This is a genomic window from Natrialba swarupiae, from assembly GCF_008245225.1.
Taxonomy (GTDB): Archaea; Halobacteriota; Halobacteria; order Halobacteriales; family Natrialbaceae; genus Natrarchaeobius; species Natrarchaeobius swarupiae.
This window is the reverse complement of sequence record NZ_VTAW01000004.1, coordinates 24,997-41,041: the sequence shown is the minus strand read 5'-3', so window position 1 is coordinate 41,041 and position 16,045 is coordinate 24,997. Positions and strand designations below refer to the sequence as shown.

Below are 16,045 nucleotides of genomic sequence, written 5' to 3'. Positions count from 1 at the left end.
CCGGGGGATACGGACGACTGTACAGCAGTTCCGAAGCGCCGAGAGACCGGTTCCGGTCACTTCGGCGGATGGCAACAGGACGCTCAAGCCGATCCGATGAGTTCGCTCGAGACGATTACCCCCGCCGCCAGCACGCCCTCGATCCCAGTCGAGCAGTGGTTTCTGTTCGCTATCACGCTCGCGATCCTCGGAACGTTGCTGGTTCGATTGCTCCGCGCGACGACGTTTACAACCGACACCGACCGCTACCAGTACGTCATCGTCGGTGCAGTCTGGCTCGTCGCCACCGGGGCCTACGTCCTCATCGACGTTCCCGGCGCGATCGCTGAACTCTCCGCCCTCGAGGCGCTTCCAGACGTCGCGGTGACGATCGTCGCGTGGCTTCCGTTCCCCGCCGGACTGTGGATCGCGACCGTGGGAACGGATCTCGGCAACGTCGCGGTCCACGAGGACCGGTCGGCACACTCGGTCCGAACCAGAGTCTACAGACGGGCGCGGTACCTCGCACTCGGCATCGCCCTTCTCTCGGCCGTCGTCGCGACCATCTACGTGCTCGTCGCCACGCTCGGCGTTCTCGGCGGCGCACTCGTCGGCATCGCCGTCTTCGTCCTCGGTTCGGAGTGGGTCGAACCACACTCGCTCGCCCAGTCCGGAACCCTCCGGGAGCCGACCGAGAACGAGCGACGGCGCCTCGAGACCCTGCTCGCGGACGCGCCGAAGGTCGACGTTCCGATTCTCGTCTACGAGAATCCCGACTGGACGGACCTGGGGGTGCTCTCGGTCGGACTGCCTCGCCGTCGGCGGCTGGTCGTCGCCGCTGAACTGCTCGCGGACGAACCCCTCGCCGAAGGGCTTCTCGCGATACAGGCGGCCCGTCTCGAGTCGGGCGTCCACGATCGACGCCTCCTCGCGGAGATCCTCCGCCTGCAAGCGCTCGTGGGTGGTGTCGTGGTCGCGGTTCCGCTCGTCTCCCCGACCGTAGAACTCGAGCCGCTGGTCGCCGTGGTCGTCGGCATCGTCGGCGTGTTGTGGGGTCTCGACCGGTGGGTTCGGGCAGGGCTGTACGACGCGGACGGGCGCGCGGCACGGGCACTCGACCCCGAGAAGATCGCTGACGCCGTCGAGCGCACCGCGAACCGACTCGAACTCCCGCGCCGGCGGAACCGGATCGGCGAACACGTCCACCTGGCACCGTCGATCAACGACCGCCTCGAGCGGCTTCGCGGACTCGAGGCCGGAGATGACTCGAACCGGTTCGGGAGTGACGACGAGCCGCCGGTCGGGAACGCGGGCGACTGCCACGAGCCGTAGGCGGGAGATTGGACGTCTCGAGAGTTCCCACTTCGGCGCGACGATGATGCGGTTCGCGGAGGCGTGAGGACGGCGCTGACGCGCTCCGGGACGTTTACCTTCGGCGCGTTCACATCTTCCCGGAATGACGCTGTACTCGCGGGTCCGTCCGCTCGCGTTCACGCTCCCACCCGAGCGAGCCCACGCGCTCGGGAAGCAAGCGCTCAGGGCGGTCCAGTCGACGTATCCGACCCGTGCCGCGGTTTCCTACGCCTACCAGTACGACCACCCGGCACTCGAGGTCGACGCCTTCGGAACCCGGTTTCCAAACCCAGTCGGCGTCGCGGCCGGCTTCGACAAGAACGCCGAGGTGACTCACGCGCTCGAGTCACTCGGGTTCGGATTCGTCGAGATCGGAACGGTGACGCCGTACGCCCAGACGGGCAACGACCGACCACGGCTGTTCCGGCTCAGGGAGGACCGAGGAATGATCAACCGCCTGGGCTTTAACGGTCACGGGATGGAAGCCATCAAGTCCCGCCTCGAGCGCGACGGCGTCCCCGACGTTCCCCTCGGCGTCAACGTCGGCAAGATGAACACCTCGAGCGAGGCAGAAGCGATCGAGGACTACCGGCGGGTCTTCGATCGTCTCTCACCCTTCGCCGACTACGTCGTCGTGAACGTCTCCTGTCCGAACACGCCCGAGACGTTCGACGAATCCTCGCCCGAACAGCTACGGACGATCTTCGAGACGCTCGAGGCCGAAAACGAGGCGGAGAAACCGATTCTGGTGAAAGTTGGACCGGACTCGCCCGACGAGTCGGTCCTCGAACTCGTCGACATCGTCCGCGAGTTCGACGTCGACGGCATCGTCGCGACGAACACGACGACCGAACGCGAGGGTCTCGAGTCGCCGAATCGCGAGGAGCGGGGCGGGCTGAGCGGCGAGCCGCTGGCGGATCGATCGACCGAACTCGTCCGAACGCTCGCGGAGTACACCGACGGCGAACTCCCGATCGTCGGTGTCGGCGGCGTCGACTCCGCCGAGCGCGCCTACGAGAAGGTCCGTGCCGGCGCGTCGCTCGTTCAGCTCTACACCGGCTTCGTCTACGAAGGACCCTCGACCGCGAAACGAATCAACCGGGGGTTGGTCGAGTTGCTCGAGCGCGACGGTTTCTCGTCGGTCGAAGAGGCCGTCGGAGCCGACCTCGAGTGACTCTGCATCGGCCTCGAATGATCTCGGAACCGATCTCAGTGGACTGATACGGATTGCTGTACCGTGTTACCGCTGAAACCGCAGACGGGTCGTGGGTTCGGCGGTACCGGCCGATCGTAGATCGTATCCGGCGGGAAAAGCGAACACGTTCGTCGGCGATCAATCGAAGTGATAGGAATCGACGGTACGGACTGCGTGGCGAGCCGAGAGTGCGCCTACGGAGAGCGCGATAGCACCAGTCACGGCCGTGCTCGCAGCCGCCACGAGAGCGTGTGAGGTGCCGAGCAGTGACGCGATCCCACCGCCGACGAGGACGCTATGGCCTGCGAGCAACGGAACGGCGATCACGGAGAGAACGACGGAGAACACCCCGAACGCGACGACGCTCGGAACGACCGCACGGGTGCTCCGGGAGACGTTGACCGCCTCGAACTTGGGGATGGACGCACCGATTCCGGAGGCGATCAGCCCGGCGCACGCGACGAGGACCACGGTTCCGAGCGTCAGCGAGAGCGTCGTTCCGATCGAGTGTGGGCTGAGCAGGGACAGGGCGAGCGTTGCGGGGGCCGCGATCGGTGCGAGGAGCGCCGCGCCGGCGAACGCGTGTCCGACCACGACCGCCCGCCCGGGCTCGTCGCTCAACAGCGTCGTCGGGAGCACCGCGCCCTCGCTGCCGACGACGTTCAACGAGAAGAGAACGCCCGCAACCCAGGCGCTACAGAGTGCGATCCACAGCGGGAACGAACTCCCGACCGTTCCGGTTCGAACGACCGTCAGGATCGGATTGATCAGCAGGACTAACGGATAGAGCACGAACGAGAGCGTGATCGGTGCTCGTTTCGCCCGCCGCCAGTCGGTCCAAACGACGCCGACGGCCGAACGTGGGAGGACCGCCGCGAGACGAGACTCCGCGGTCGCCGGTGATCCAGTCGCCGACTCCACCTCGTGTTCGACGTGAATACCATCGGTGTACCAGAGCAACTCGGCGAATCGTGGGAGAACGGAGACACAGGCGAGCAAGAAGACGACGCTCGAGACGACAGCCCCGATCGCCCGCACCAGCGAGACCTCCGAGGCCGTCCCCAGGAGCGCCAGATCACCGTACCAGCCGACCGGCGTCGGCTCGAGGGCCCACAGCAGCGGATCGAGAACGGCCGCGAAGTTCTGCGTGAAGATGACTGCGAAGTACACGAGACCGATCAGAATGAAAACGACAGTTCGCAGCCGGGTGAGCAGTCTCGATCGAACGCCGGCGTTCCGGACAGCGAGAGCGACGAGGTGTCCGGCCGCGAGGGCGGTCGAAAGCGCCAGGGCGAACGCCAACAAGAAAAACGGTATCGCCGCCACGGAACGCACACCGGCGGCGAACGCGATCGATGCGAGGGCGCTGTAGACGACCGCCGGAATCCCCCAGAGGAGCACTTCGGAGTAGACAAGCCCGCCGAGAAACTCCCGGTGGGAGACGGTCGTCAGCATGCCGTCGAGTCGATCGGGTCGAAGCGCCGTCGAGTACGCTCGGTAGCCGCCGAATCCAGCGGCGAATATCCAGGCGTAAACGAAGACGAGCCGACCCCACGACCGAGGCGACTCGAGCGAGCCCGATGCGATACTGTGACCGAAGAAGAACGCGCCGGCCAGGCCGCCGAATGCCATCGGGATGAAAAAGATCCCGGCAAACAGGAACGCGACGAGCTGGGTCGGGTTCTCCTGGATCGCACGCCACTGCCGTCGGAGCTCGATTCGGCCGATCGCGTGGACGTGGCTCAACGACGTCATTGTCACTCGGCTGGCCGCGCCTGGCGGGAGCCGTGGTCGGTCGTCACCGTAAGGAAGACGTCCTCGAGCGTCGAATCCGTCTCGCTTTCGACCTGTGCGGTCAACGCGTCGGGGCTCCCCTCGGTGACGATGTGTCCATCGGAGAGGACACCAACGGTATCGGCGAGTTTCTCGACGACGGGCAGGATATGCGTCGAGAGGAAGATCGTATGACCATCCTCGGCCATCTCGGCGATCGCGTCGACGACCGTCCGTGCGGCACGCGGATCGAGTCCGCTCGTCGGTTCGTCGAGGAAGACGACCGCCGGCTCGTGTAACAGCGCCTGGACGAGCCCGACCTTCTGTCGCATCCCCTTCGAGTAGTCGTCGATCCGCTTGCCGGCATCCTCAGCCAGCCCAAAGCGCTCGAGCCAGGCCTCAATCCGGGCGTTCGCCCGTTCGGCGGGAATGTCACGAAGCCGCGCGACGTACTCGAGTTGTTCCCAGCCGGTGAGTTCCTCGAAGACGGGGGGTTCCTCGGGAAGGTAGCCGATCGATCCGCGGACGGCGTCGCGGTCAGTGATGGGATTGCCGACGATCCACGCCTCGCCGGAAGTCGGCCGCGTCAGCGTCGTTAGCATCCGCATCGTCGTCGTCTTTCCGGCCCCGTTCGGGCCGAGAAAGCCGTAGACCGTTCCGCGGTCGACGGCGAGGTCGACGCCGTCGACGGCGACGTCGCTCCCGAAGCGTTTGGTCAGTCCGTCTGCCTCGATTGCGAACGGAGAGGAGGGCATTCGTCCCCCGATTCGTGACCGATCCACACTAAAGTTTGGTTATCCGACACGGGTCGAAGGCGGCGATCCGCGAGTCCGACCGGGCCACGGACCCCGTCGAGTGGGGAGGCGACAGCGAAATTGCTCGAACGCGAGTCCGACGCCCACGATCGTCGAACGCGACGCCTCCAATGCGCTGGCGCCGTTGGCTTCGTTCTACCCGCTCAGTAGGTTCGACTCTGAACCGAACTGGCCCCAGTCTCGAACCCAACTGGACCGATACCGGTCGCGTTAGGCGTATCCTTCCGTGAATCAGCGAGATCTATACACTCCTCAAGCGATTCGTGTCGTGAGCGATGAATTACCACATCGAGCATAACTAACAGCAGCTAATGTGTCGTATCGGACATGGCGGGTACACCGAGACCGATCAGCGTGTTCTGATCGCCGAAGTCGTAGTCGTAGTCGAGCCCGCAGTACTCGAGGACGTCGTCGTCGAAGTTCCGCGATCCGTTCTGCGTATAGGTGTAGAACGGTCCGTCGACTTCGATATCGTCGTCGAGAACTCGCTTTTCACCGATCGATTGCTCGCCGTCGCCCTCGTCGTCCGGGTGGGCGTTGACGAACTCCCACTCGTCGGTCGGGCCGAGGTAGTGTTGTTGCCAGTCGAGTTTGAGGTCGAGTTCACCGGTAACCAGCTGGTCGTCCTCGAACTCGACGTCGTCGCTGAACATCGCGTTCGTACCGGCACCGACGGGTGCGGCGCCGATGCCGGCGGTACCGAGTCCTGGGAGTACGTTGCGTCTGGAGATCGAATTGCGTTCGTCAGACATGATCGGTCACCTCCCGCGCGGAGGGCCACTCGACGGAGTCGAAACGCCCGCCGCGACGCGAGTCATCACAACCGATCCCCCGAACAGGAGTATATATACACAGCCAGGGAAGATCCTAGAACGAGCCTCGTTCCAGGGTCACACTCCTAGACGGAGCCTGGTCTCGCGTACTGACTACCCATCCCGTGGTTTGTGGTCGGTAACCGTCGACTGATACGGATTGCTGTAACGATGTACCGGCGAAACCGCAGACTGGTCGCGGTTTCGCCGGTGATGACTGACAGTAAACCGTATGATACGGACCGCTACGAGTCGGTGCCGGTCGAGCGCAGACCGGCGAGCGATCGACAGCAACCAGTCGTCGGAAACCGTATCTGTTTACTGCAGTGTTGGAACGCCACTGTGGCAAACCGGCAGCTCCCGTCGGTCGACGACCGCCGCCGTGACATTCCCGAGGGACATCGATACCGCTTCTATTGGATTTCGAAGAAGACTGCCGAAAACCCGAATCGTACCGTCGAGTGCTCCTGGGACGCTCCCTTCGTCTCCCCGCTGGCGTGGAGTAGGAGCCGGTTACGACGCGCTAAGGATTCCATACTAAACGGACCTCGGATACTCGAGCCAACAATGGGATCGCCAGCGATTCGCGACAGCACGGTACTCGTAACCGGCGGTGCAGGGTTCGTCGGCAGCCACCTCGTCGACGCCCTCCTCCCGCACAACGAGGTTCGCGTCCTCGACGACTTCTCGAGCGGTCGCCGGGAGTACGTCCCCGACGACGCGACGGTGATCGAAGGCGACGTCGGCGACGAGGACGTCCTCGCGCGAGCGATGGACGACGTCGATCTCGTCTTCCACCAGGCGGCGATCGTCAGCGTCACCGAGAGCGTCGACGATCCACAGCGGAGTCACGAGACGAACCTCGAAGCGAGTCTCGAACTCCTCGAGCGAGCACGTCGGGAGGATGCCCGGGTCGTCGTCGCGTCGAGCGCTGCGATCTACGGCCATCCGGACGAATTGCCGGTAACTGAGTCCGCATCGATGGATCCAACCTCACCCTACGGCATCCAGAAACTCGCGCTCGATCAGTACGCACGACTCTACGCCGATCTGTACGATCTGGCGACGGTGACGTTGCGCTACTTCAACGTCTACGGACCCCGACAACAGGGCCCATACAGCGGGGTCATCTCCATGTTTCTCGACCAGGCGCGCGCGGGAGAGCCGATAACCGTCGAGGGCGACGGATCACAGACACGTGATTTCGTCCACGTCAGCGACGTCGTCCGGGCGAACCTCCGTGCGGCGACGACGGAGACGGTGGGCAGAGCGTACAACGTCGGAACTGGTGAGCGAACGGCGATCCGGACGCTCGCCGAGACGGTTCGAAACGTCGTCGACTCGTCCTCGCCGATCGTCCACCGTGATCCGCGTCCCGGCGACGTCAGACACAGTCGTGCCGACGTCTCGAAGGCGCGACGCGAACTCGACTTCGAGGCACGTGTCAGGCTCGAGACGGGGCTTCGAGCGCTCGCAAACGAAACGGAACTGGCGGCTTCGACCGACTCCACCGGACTGGTCGCCGACCGCACACCGGATGGCTCCTGATCGTGCTTGGGTTCGGGTTGCTCCGACGCGTAACTGGGGATAAGTTCCGGCAACCGTTACGGAAGCACTGACACATTTCGCTCGACGCAGTCGGCTTCGACCCACGGCCGGATCGACGTTCGACGCGTTGAAATACCGTACTGGTTCCTGTAGGTGAGAGATAACTATCGGTATCAGGCGGCCTACCCAAGAGTATGATCGACAGCCTCATTGTGTTCGTCGTCAGCCTCCTGATCGGCGCACTCGGAATATTCGTCGGAGCGAAAGTGATCGTCGACGCGGAGGACTACACCTACGCGGCTATCACTGCGTTGATCGGTGCAATCGTCTGGGGCCTCGTCGGGTTCTTCTTCGGATGGATCCCGTTGCTTGGGCCACTTCTCGTGTTCGTCGCCTACCTCGCAGTGGTCAACGCACGATACCCAGGCGGTTGGGTTGACGCCGCTGCGATCACGATCGTCGCCTGGCTCTCGGTGCTCGTCGTCCTGTACGTTCTCGCGCTCGTCGGCGTAACGGGCTTCGATGCAGTCGGCGTCCCCGGGGTGTGAACCGAGCTCGTCCAGACACTATGCCGTCCCGAACGGATCGCGGTTACGACGGAACTGGGACAGAGTCCGTATCGACAGCAGCTGACACTATCGGACACCAGTCAGTGAAGATTTACGATCCTCCGTTCGGTCGAAAACCTGCGACTCGTTTTGTCCGACAATGTGAGAACGCGCTCGAGAACCGAGTGACAAGACGACGAGAGCGCAGTCTCCACGGCGTTACTCATTGAATTCCCGAACTGTTCATTAGATATGATATATAGATAAAACAAAAGAGCAAATGACCAATAATAACTACTTAGGTGGTGGCCACCGATCGTACCGTATCGAGTGACTGCATTCGAACACGTATAGACGATATGACTGTTCATTTCAGTGGACGGATAGCTTCGAACCCGTCCACCACGACACTGGCCGATTCGGTTCTCTACGTGCTCGAGACTGGGCAGTGGGTCGCGATCGGGACCCTCGTCCCGCTCGTGGCCGGAGAGGAATCACATCTCGCAGCGATAGTCGGGATCGTGGCACTCGCAGTGTTCGGCGGCGCACTCGTCGTTCGGAACCGCCTCGAGAGTCGCCAGTCGGTGACGGGAGTCGGTGACTCCAACCGCGAGGGGTTCATGACCGATCGGGAGAGAGTTCAGCAACTCGTCAGTGAAAACGGTGGTCGGATGAAGCAGTCGAAGATCGTCGACTCGGTCGACTGGTCTAAAGCGAAGGTTAGTCGGCTGCTGGCGGAGCTCGAAGAGGACGGTCGGATAACGAAACTCCGCCTGGGTCGGGAGAACCTCGTCTGTTTGCCAGACCACGAGCCGACCGCTTCGAAGTCGCCGGAACAGTCAAAAAACGAGTGATCGGTCACACGCCTAACCACACATTTCCCGGCATCCCTCTCACGCGGAATCGACCGCCTGATGCATAGTGATCTGTTTCTCGGCGAAATTGATGTGCCGGTTTATGCGGTGATAGAGCGTTGATCCGCTGCCTTCACGGCAACTATGAACGCACGCAAAAAGCTACTCGTAGTACTCACTGTGCTAATGATGGTCGGCTCGACGGGGGCGATGGCCGTGGGAGCGCCCGCGGCGCTCGACGAGCACGACACTGACGCCAGTGACGAGGAACTCGCGGATGGCGAATCGTGGACAGTAACGATCGAACACGCGGACATATACGTCGTACACGACGTCGATGATATTCCGGACGAGGATGAACTCGACGAGGATAACGACGTCGATGACGACGCCGTCGACGACAACGACGATGGCGTCGATGACGATGCCGACGACAATAACGGCGTTGACGACGCCGACGACAACGACGATGGTGTCGACGACAACGACGCTGATGACAACGCCGTCGACGACAACGACGATGGTGTTGACGACAACGCCGAGTACGCAGATTACACCGCAGTCGGAATGAGTGACGTCAGCCTCGACGTCACAATCGAGCAGGCCACCGTTACGACGATTGGAGACGACGTCGATCACGACGAGAACGATCTCGATGACGATGACAACGGCGTCGACGACGAAGACAACGACATCGATGACGACGCCGTCGACGAAAACGACATCGATGACCACACGGACGTTTCGATCGATCAGGCGACCGCGTTCGTCGTGCTCGAGGACGGCCTCGTGCAGGACGAGCATGCTGACGACGAAGCCGACGATAACGACGTCGACGACGAGAACGACGTCGAGGACGACGACGCAACCGCTGACGATGAGATGGACGTCACTGCCGAGCAGGCCACGATCTTCGTCGTCGCAGATGGCCTCGAGGACGACGAACTCGACGACGAGGACGACCTCGCAAACGATGACAACGGCGTCGACGACGATGCCGACGACAACGATGTCGACGATGCCGACGACAACGACGACGCCGTCGACGACGAGAACGACCTCGAGGACGACGAGCGTCAGGTGACGATCAACCAGGCGACGATTTTCGTCGTCCAGCATCTCGACGACGTGCCGGACGAGGAAATGCTGGCTGACGACGAGAACGACCTCGAAGACGACAACGGTGTCGACGACAACGACAATGATGTCGACGACAACGCCGTTGACGACAACGACGAGCACGAGCAGGAAACCTACGAGGACCTGCGACTCGAGGTAACCATCGAACAGGCGAACGTCTTCCTCCTGATCGAACTTCCGGACGAACCCGTCCTAGAGGAGCCGGTCGAGGAGGAGCCTGAAGAGGAACCGGTTGAAGAAGAGCCCGAAGAACCGGTCGAGGAGGAGCCTGAAGAGGAACCGGTTGAAGAAGAGCCCGAAGAGCCGGTCGAGGAAGAACCGGCTGAGTCGTTCACCGTTGACGCGCTCGACGCACCGGAATCAGCGGAAGTCGGTGAGACGATCACCGTAACGGCCACGGTCACCAACCCAGGTGACGACGAAGCGACACAAGACGTACAGTTCCGACTCGAGGGTGACCTCGTCGAAGCACAAGAGGTAACACTCGACGCCGGTGAGACCGACGACGTCGTCTACAACGTCGAGACTGACGAACTCGAGGCTGGAGAGTACATCCACATGGTACTCACCGACGAGTTCGGTGAAGTGGCGATCCTCGAACTCACCGACGAACCCGAGGAGGAACCGGTTGAGGAAGAACCCGAAGAACCGGTCGAAGAAGAGCCTGAGGAAGAACCAGTCGAAGAGGAACCCGAAGAACCAGTCGAGGAGGAAGAACCGGTTGAGGAAGAACCCGAGGAAGAGCCGGTCGATGAGGAACCTGTCGAAGACGAACCACAGCCCGCACAAGTGACGTTCGAAGACCAGGCCTCCGACGGCCAGACGGTCGTCGTCGACGAGGTCACGATGGCAAGCGGCGGGTTCGTGGTGATCCACGACAGCAGCCTCCTCGTTGGAGAGGTCATCGGAAGCGTCATCGGTGTCTCGGAGTACCTCGAGGAAGGAACCCACGAGAACGTCGAAATCACGCTCGACGAACCACTCGAGGAAGATGAGACGCTGATCGCGATGGCTCACCGCGACACCAACAACAACCAGGAGTTCGACTTCGTCGAATCTGACGGCGCTGACGACGGTCCGTACGAGGTAGCCGGTGAACCGGTGACCGACGACGCGGTCGTCACCGTCGACGGCGAATCGAACGAGGAGCTTGCGAACACCGAGCAGTCAGCGAACACCGAACACGCCGATAATCAGAACGTCAACAACAAGGACGCTGACGACAAGGACGCTGACGACAAGCACGTTGACGACAAACACGTCGACGACAAACACGTCGACGACAAGGACGCTGACGATAAACACGTCGACGACAAGGACGCTGACGACAAGCACGTCGACGACAAAGACGACGACAAGGGAATTGTCGATAAAATCGCCAAGCCGATGATCAACGCCCCCGCCTGATCAGCCACCAGTCCAACGGACGGAGCGTAAACGGATTTTCTTGTCGGAGTTTCCGTCGTTCTTCTCGGCACTCACCTCGTACGATCTACCGTTCTCCGGTTGATCCTCAGCCTGTGGTTCTACCGGTACAGCAATCCGTATCAGTCGTCGCTCAACTCGCTGACGAAGGATCAGGAAACGGTAGGCGAACTCAACTCAACTCAACAGCCGATAGATGCTACTGGCGGCCACCACGAGTAACACCAGAACGCTCGAGAGGACCGGATCGAGAGTCGAGACGACCGGAAGATCGAGGCCGGCGAGTGCGATCACGATCAGCCCCAGCAGACAGATCGCGAGATGAAACTGGAGGATCGACGGTCGGTCGTCTTCGTGGCCGTTGATGTAGGTCAGGACGGACTCGAAGTTGCTCCCAGGCTCGATCGTCTTCGCTTCCGAGTCATACTCGATGACGCGGTCCTCCTCGAGTTGCGGGAGGTGGGTCTGCTGTAAGGAGACGTAGACGCTCTTGTATAGGTTGTTCGGGACGGATGACGTATCCGACTCGGTTGCCGCGATCTCCGTTGCGACGTCCGAGACATCGACCTGACTCGATTCCTGTGCGAGAAGCTGGACGATCGCTCGACGGCGGTCGTTACCCAGAATGTGAAAGACGTCGCTTTCCGCCAGCGAATCCGATCTACTCGTCTGGACAGACATCGTCAAGAGGAACGTGAAACCGCGTTCTCGACAGGCTGTCCGTCATTGACCGTCATACATGGCTTGGATTTCACCGACCATCGACTTTAACCTCCGGTATCTTTTTCAGGCCAAATGGTATGGAAATATAGTCATTCAACTCGGCGTCTGTACACCAAAACACATCGAGGGGCGACTGGAGTGAGCTATCGGGGTTCGTCACCTGGAAGGTGATCGCCGGATTGCATCTCACGATAGGTCGTACAGGACGGACAGCCGTGGACGACGTCGCCGTTGTCGCCGAAGACGCGTGCAAACTGCTGTGTGACGTGTGTACCACAGTTTCGACAGCGCGCACCTGCCGTCGACGATTCCATCGGTCGCCAGTCGTGTTGTGTGGATTTCATGAGTGGTGGGGGTGGAAACTCGGACGATCAGTGTCTGGTTCGACGTATCGGTGCTCGTCCGGGCGTCGTAGGAGTCAGGGGAGTAGACGCGAATAAAGGACACAGACTGTTCACTCACTGCGGTTCCGGATAGGGTGGGAAACGTCCAGTTTCTATGCGATTTCGGCGACTTCACCCGGCACAGTGTCGGATACCGAAACGAACCGTCGATCGACCTCAACGTGAGTTCAGACAAGTTGCGCCGTATTCGACCGACAAAGTAGGTCTTGTTCGGCGGCTCCGAGGAGGGAAATACGTGATTTCGTAGAACAAATACGATATTTCACGAGAGAATGAGTGACCTTCGATCGGGAAGGCCCATCGTTATAAAATACCACTATCGCTTACCGATCGTTCCGTTGGAACGCTATGATGTCAACGAACGCGGCCTCACGACGGTCCGGAGAATCCGCACTGAATCCCCTCACAGCGGAGGGTGAACAGAACGTTGCGTTCGAACCGAGGAGCAACAATGTCCACGAAAGCAACTAATACCCAGACGGAACCGTCCGTCGATCCGGCGACGCAGCTCGACGTCCTCGGGGATACATGTGCTCGGACGATTCTCGTCGCGACGAGCGACGGGCCGAAGACGGCAAAAGAGCTGACGGATCGGACCGACAGCTCGTCCGCGACAGTGTATCGACGAATAAGCAACCTGCTCGAGAGTGATCTCCTCGCCGAGTGTATCCGGTTCGAGGACGATGGCTCTCACACGACGGCCTACGAGGCGACGGTCGAGCAACTCGCCGTGAGAATCGACGAAGGTGGAATACGCGTCTCTCTGTCACGTACCGACGACTGATACGGATTGTTGGAGCGTGTTACCGGTGATCGTTCGGACGGGGTCATCGATCGCCGATACCGAACGACAACGGTCCGTACGAGAAGACGGTCGGACAGGTATCGTGTGCGCATCTCCGAAACGTCGGGCCGGAACCATCCAGCGAACTGGGAATCGAAGTCACTGTCCGAGAGAGAGAGATCCTGGGGACGGCGACCCACTGGTACCGGACAGATCAACGCGTATCGTCGATCCGACGTTTACGAAACCGAGACGTTCTCGAGAACAAACACTTTAGTTCCAGAAACAAATTGTGAAAGATGGCTGTACAACCCTGTATGATACGGATAACAAACATCTACTCAGTGGAACGGTCACTGTGATTGAGCAATGCACGATCTGACTGGCTTTCAGCGAGACCTGTTGTACGTCATCGCGGGCGCAGATCGTCCGTCGGGCCAAACCGTCAAGGACGAAGTCGAGAAATACTACAGTTCCGAGATCAATCACGGGCGACTGTATCCGAACCTCGATACGCTGGTCAACAAGGAACTAGTAGAAAAGGGACAACTCGACAGACGCACGAACTACTACGCGATCACCGACGACGGCCGCCAACGTATCGACGAACGTCGCGAATGGGAACAACAGTACGTCGAATTCTGACGATGTCCGCGCTGGATCGGCGTTCTCTTGTGTGCTGACTCCACAGCTGGGGATACTTCCATCGGATTCACTTGCGTGGGTCCACGGACGGTATCTCGTCTTGCAGACGTACAGTCGAGTGGTTGATATCCTCCCCGCACTGAAGCGCAAGGTTTTGTGCCTGTTCATCCCATAGCTCGGCCATAACAAAACGGTGGAGCGTGGAAGGTCCCACCCAGAATGGTACGGGCACCGTCTACAGCAGATCGGAAGAGACCGGATACAACCGAGGTATTCGGCCGATGAGTTTTCGAAAGTATACGCGAACTCGACTGGCGTCCGTGCTCTCCTATCCTGCGGACCTCGCAACCGTCTCGGCACTCGCCGTCCTCTCGTATTTCGTCATCACATCCGTTTCGGACGGGGGAGCCGCCACGCTATTTTTTGCCATTCCGCTCGCGTTGTTTCTCCCGGGATACGCGTTGGTATCGGTGCTGTTTCCGACCGCAAAGCGATCGTCTCGAGAGACGCCAGCGGTGGCTACGAATCGGCGTGGAATCGACGCCACCGAACGGATCGGACTCGCGTTCGCCCTGTCACTGGCGATCGTTCCACTGGTCGTTTTGACGCTCCCGGTTACCGAGTGGGGCCTCGAGACCGAACCGTTGGCTGCCAGTCTCGCGGTGTTTACCGTCGGTTTCGCACAGCTAGGTGCCATTCGTCGTCTCCGGAGACCGGAGCCGGAACGGTTTACCGTTTCGCCGATCGCCAGCGTGATAGCCGTTCGACGAACGGACGATGCTGTGCTAACGGCGTCGTCGATACTCCTCACGGTCGCGGTCGCGACCGCGATCGGGGCGTTGATCGTCGGATTCTTGATCCCCGCATCGGCGGGCGGGTTCACCGAACTCGGCCTCTACACGGCGGACGAGGACGGTGAGTTAGTCGCCGGAGACCTCCCGGACGAGATCGAGCCCGGGGAGCAGGTGCCCGTTACGGTCTCGATCGAGAATCAAGAAGGCGAACGGACGGCGTACATGGTCGTCGTCCAGCAACAGGTCCTCGAGGACGGTGACGTGGTCGATCGGACAGAGCTACAGGAGGTCGACGCGAACGTTTCGGACGGAGCGACGGTTACCAGTCAGCGCCAGATCGGGCCGACTGCCGAGCCCGGAGAGACCGTTCGAATCAGCGTTCTTCTGTACGAAGGCGATCCTCCAGTCATCCCGACGAACGAGAACGCAGACGAGGACACGTACTTCTGGGTGACGGTAACCGACGACCCGCAGATCGACGAGGGATAGGCAACGAACGTCGACCCGGAACGATCGCACACGAGGGGGAAACGACGGTCGACACCGACTCGAGGCGAAGATTCGGCGACGGGATGACGGACACGGTAGCTGACGTCGAGGCGAGGTGGACACTCCGAGTCCGATGTTCAGACGTCACGACAAGATACGGTACCGATCGGCTCCGTGGAGGGCGACGAGAATCGGTCGTTATCGACTCGCACGGCCGAGCGGAAACTGGCGGTCGGGCCGTCGCGAGACGTGCTGTACGATCGAGAGCGCGAGGACGACGACACAGACCGCGACTGCGACGAGTGTCACGATTGCGGTCGTACCGGTCAGAGCCCAGGCGAGTGCGAACACCGACGTGCCGCCGATCGCGACCGCGAGATAGAGACGGTGCCACTCGCGTTCTCTCCCGAGGTTTCGATCGAGATAGGGTTCGAACACGTCGTCGTTCGGCAGGAGTTCGATCAGGTGGGCGTCCGGATCCCAGTCGACGATTCCGTGGTCCTCGAGCATCGGCAGGTGCGTCTGGTACAGCGAGATGTACACCCGGCGACGCTGTGTTCGCGTGATCTCTTCCGGTGGTGCATCGTTTTCCCAAGCGGCGACTCGTTCGACGAGTTCCGTGAGGTCACAGGAGCCGCCCTGTCGTTTCAGGAACTGAACCGTCCGCCGGCGTCGGGCGTTGCTGAACACGTCGAACAACTCAGCCTGGGAGAGGTCGTGTTCAGCCATGGATGCCCTCGCGTTCCCGAGTCGAGCATCGATCG

At 61.2% G+C, this 16,045-nt stretch carries 14 protein-coding genes and 1 pseudogene; 9 read left to right on the top strand and 6 right to left on the bottom strand.

Going from position 1 to position 16,045, the window contains the following annotated elements; all coding sequences use genetic code 11:
* The first annotated feature begins 96 nt into the window (after positions 1-96).
* Positions 97-1,311 carry a hypothetical protein gene (locus FYC77_RS04895; RefSeq protein ID WP_149080390.1) on the top strand — a complete coding sequence of 405 codons (1,215 nt, stop codon included), beginning with the start codon at positions 97-99 and terminating at the stop codon, positions 1,309-1,311.
* A gap of 124 nt (positions 1,312-1,435) precedes the next feature.
* Positions 1,436-2,506, top strand: coding sequence for a quinone-dependent dihydroorotate dehydrogenase (locus FYC77_RS04890; protein WP_149080389.1), 1,071 nt, complete (start codon positions 1,436-1,438; stop codon positions 2,504-2,506).
* A 159-nt stretch (positions 2,507-2,665) separates the two neighbouring features.
* Here FYC77_RS04890 and FYC77_RS04885 read toward each other — a convergent pair whose 3' ends face one another.
* From FYC77_RS04885 to FYC77_RS04875, 3 genes are all read right to left on the bottom strand, one after another.
* Positions 2,666-4,282, bottom strand: coding sequence for a hypothetical protein (locus FYC77_RS04885; protein WP_238386788.1), 1,617 nt, complete (start codon positions 4,280-4,282; stop codon positions 2,666-2,668).
* A gap of 2 nt (positions 4,283-4,284) precedes the next feature.
* The gene (locus FYC77_RS04880) at positions 4,285-5,055 is read right to left on the bottom strand and encodes an ABC transporter ATP-binding protein (RefSeq protein ID WP_149080387.1); all 771 of its coding nucleotides are present in this window, start codon (positions 5,053-5,055) and stop codon (positions 4,285-4,287) included.
* Positions 5,056-5,423: 368 nt separating this feature from the next.
* The gene (locus FYC77_RS04875; RefSeq protein WP_149080386.1) at positions 5,424-5,867 is read right to left on the bottom strand and encodes a hypothetical protein; all 444 of its coding nucleotides are present in this window, start codon (positions 5,865-5,867) and stop codon (positions 5,424-5,426) included.
* Between the two features lie 627 nt (positions 5,868-6,494).
* Here FYC77_RS04875 and FYC77_RS04870 point away from each other — a divergent pair.
* The 4 genes and pseudogenes from FYC77_RS04870 to FYC77_RS21160 form a co-directional block, all read left to right on the top strand.
* Positions 6,495-7,475 carry an NAD-dependent epimerase/dehydratase family protein gene (locus tag FYC77_RS04870; RefSeq protein ID WP_149080385.1) on the top strand — a complete coding sequence of 327 codons (981 nt, stop codon included), beginning with the start codon at positions 6,495-6,497 and terminating at the stop codon, positions 7,473-7,475.
* Positions 7,476-7,669: 194 nt separating this feature from the next.
* The gene (locus FYC77_RS04865) at positions 7,670-8,023 is read left to right on the top strand and encodes a hypothetical protein (RefSeq protein ID WP_149080384.1); all 354 of its coding nucleotides are present in this window, start codon (positions 7,670-7,672) and stop codon (positions 8,021-8,023) included.
* 359 nt (positions 8,024-8,382) lie between these two features.
* Entirely contained in the window at positions 8,383-8,877 is a 495-nt protein-coding gene (locus FYC77_RS04860; protein WP_149080383.1) for a helix-turn-helix transcriptional regulator, read from the top strand.
* Positions 8,878-10,794: 1,917 nt separating this feature from the next.
* A pseudogene (locus FYC77_RS21160) lies at positions 10,795-11,158 on the top strand (DUF7282 domain-containing protein); the annotation flags it as partial.
* Positions 11,159-11,619: 461 nt separating this feature from the next.
* Here the strand turns inward: FYC77_RS21160 and FYC77_RS04850 are convergent.
* A complete protein-coding gene (locus FYC77_RS04850; protein ID WP_149080381.1) occupies positions 11,620-12,123 on the bottom strand; it encodes a DUF7344 domain-containing protein in 504 nt (167 codons plus the stop codon).
* Between the two features lie 185 nt (positions 12,124-12,308).
* Positions 12,309-12,479 (bottom strand): DUF7563 family protein, encoded by a 171-nt coding sequence (locus tag FYC77_RS04845; protein WP_449406744.1) that lies wholly within the window; start codon positions 12,477-12,479, stop codon positions 12,309-12,311.
* Between the two features lie 541 nt (positions 12,480-13,020).
* Here FYC77_RS04845 and FYC77_RS04840 point away from each other — a divergent pair.
* The 3 genes from FYC77_RS04840 to FYC77_RS04830 all read left to right on the top strand — a co-directional run bounded on the left by FYC77_RS04840 (position 13,021) and on the right by FYC77_RS04830 (position 15,281).
* Positions 13,021-13,353, top strand: a complete 333-nt coding sequence (locus tag FYC77_RS04840; RefSeq protein WP_149080379.1) for a winged helix-turn-helix domain-containing protein — start codon at positions 13,021-13,023, stop codon at positions 13,351-13,353.
* A 369-nt stretch (positions 13,354-13,722) separates the two neighbouring features.
* Entirely contained in the window at positions 13,723-13,998 is a 276-nt protein-coding gene (locus FYC77_RS04835; protein WP_149080378.1) for a PadR family transcriptional regulator, read from the top strand.
* A gap of 281 nt (positions 13,999-14,279) precedes the next feature.
* On the top strand, positions 14,280-15,281 hold the full coding sequence (locus FYC77_RS04830; protein ID WP_149080377.1) for a DUF1616 domain-containing protein: 1,002 nt from the start codon (positions 14,280-14,282) through the stop codon (positions 15,279-15,281).
* A 198-nt stretch (positions 15,282-15,479) separates the two neighbouring features.
* On the opposite strand, the gene FYC77_RS04825 is transcribed toward FYC77_RS04830, so the two are convergent.
* The gene (locus FYC77_RS04825; protein ID WP_149080376.1) at positions 15,480-16,010 is read right to left on the bottom strand and encodes a DUF7344 domain-containing protein; all 531 of its coding nucleotides are present in this window, start codon (positions 16,008-16,010) and stop codon (positions 15,480-15,482) included.
* Between the last annotated feature and the right edge of the window lie 35 nt (positions 16,011-16,045).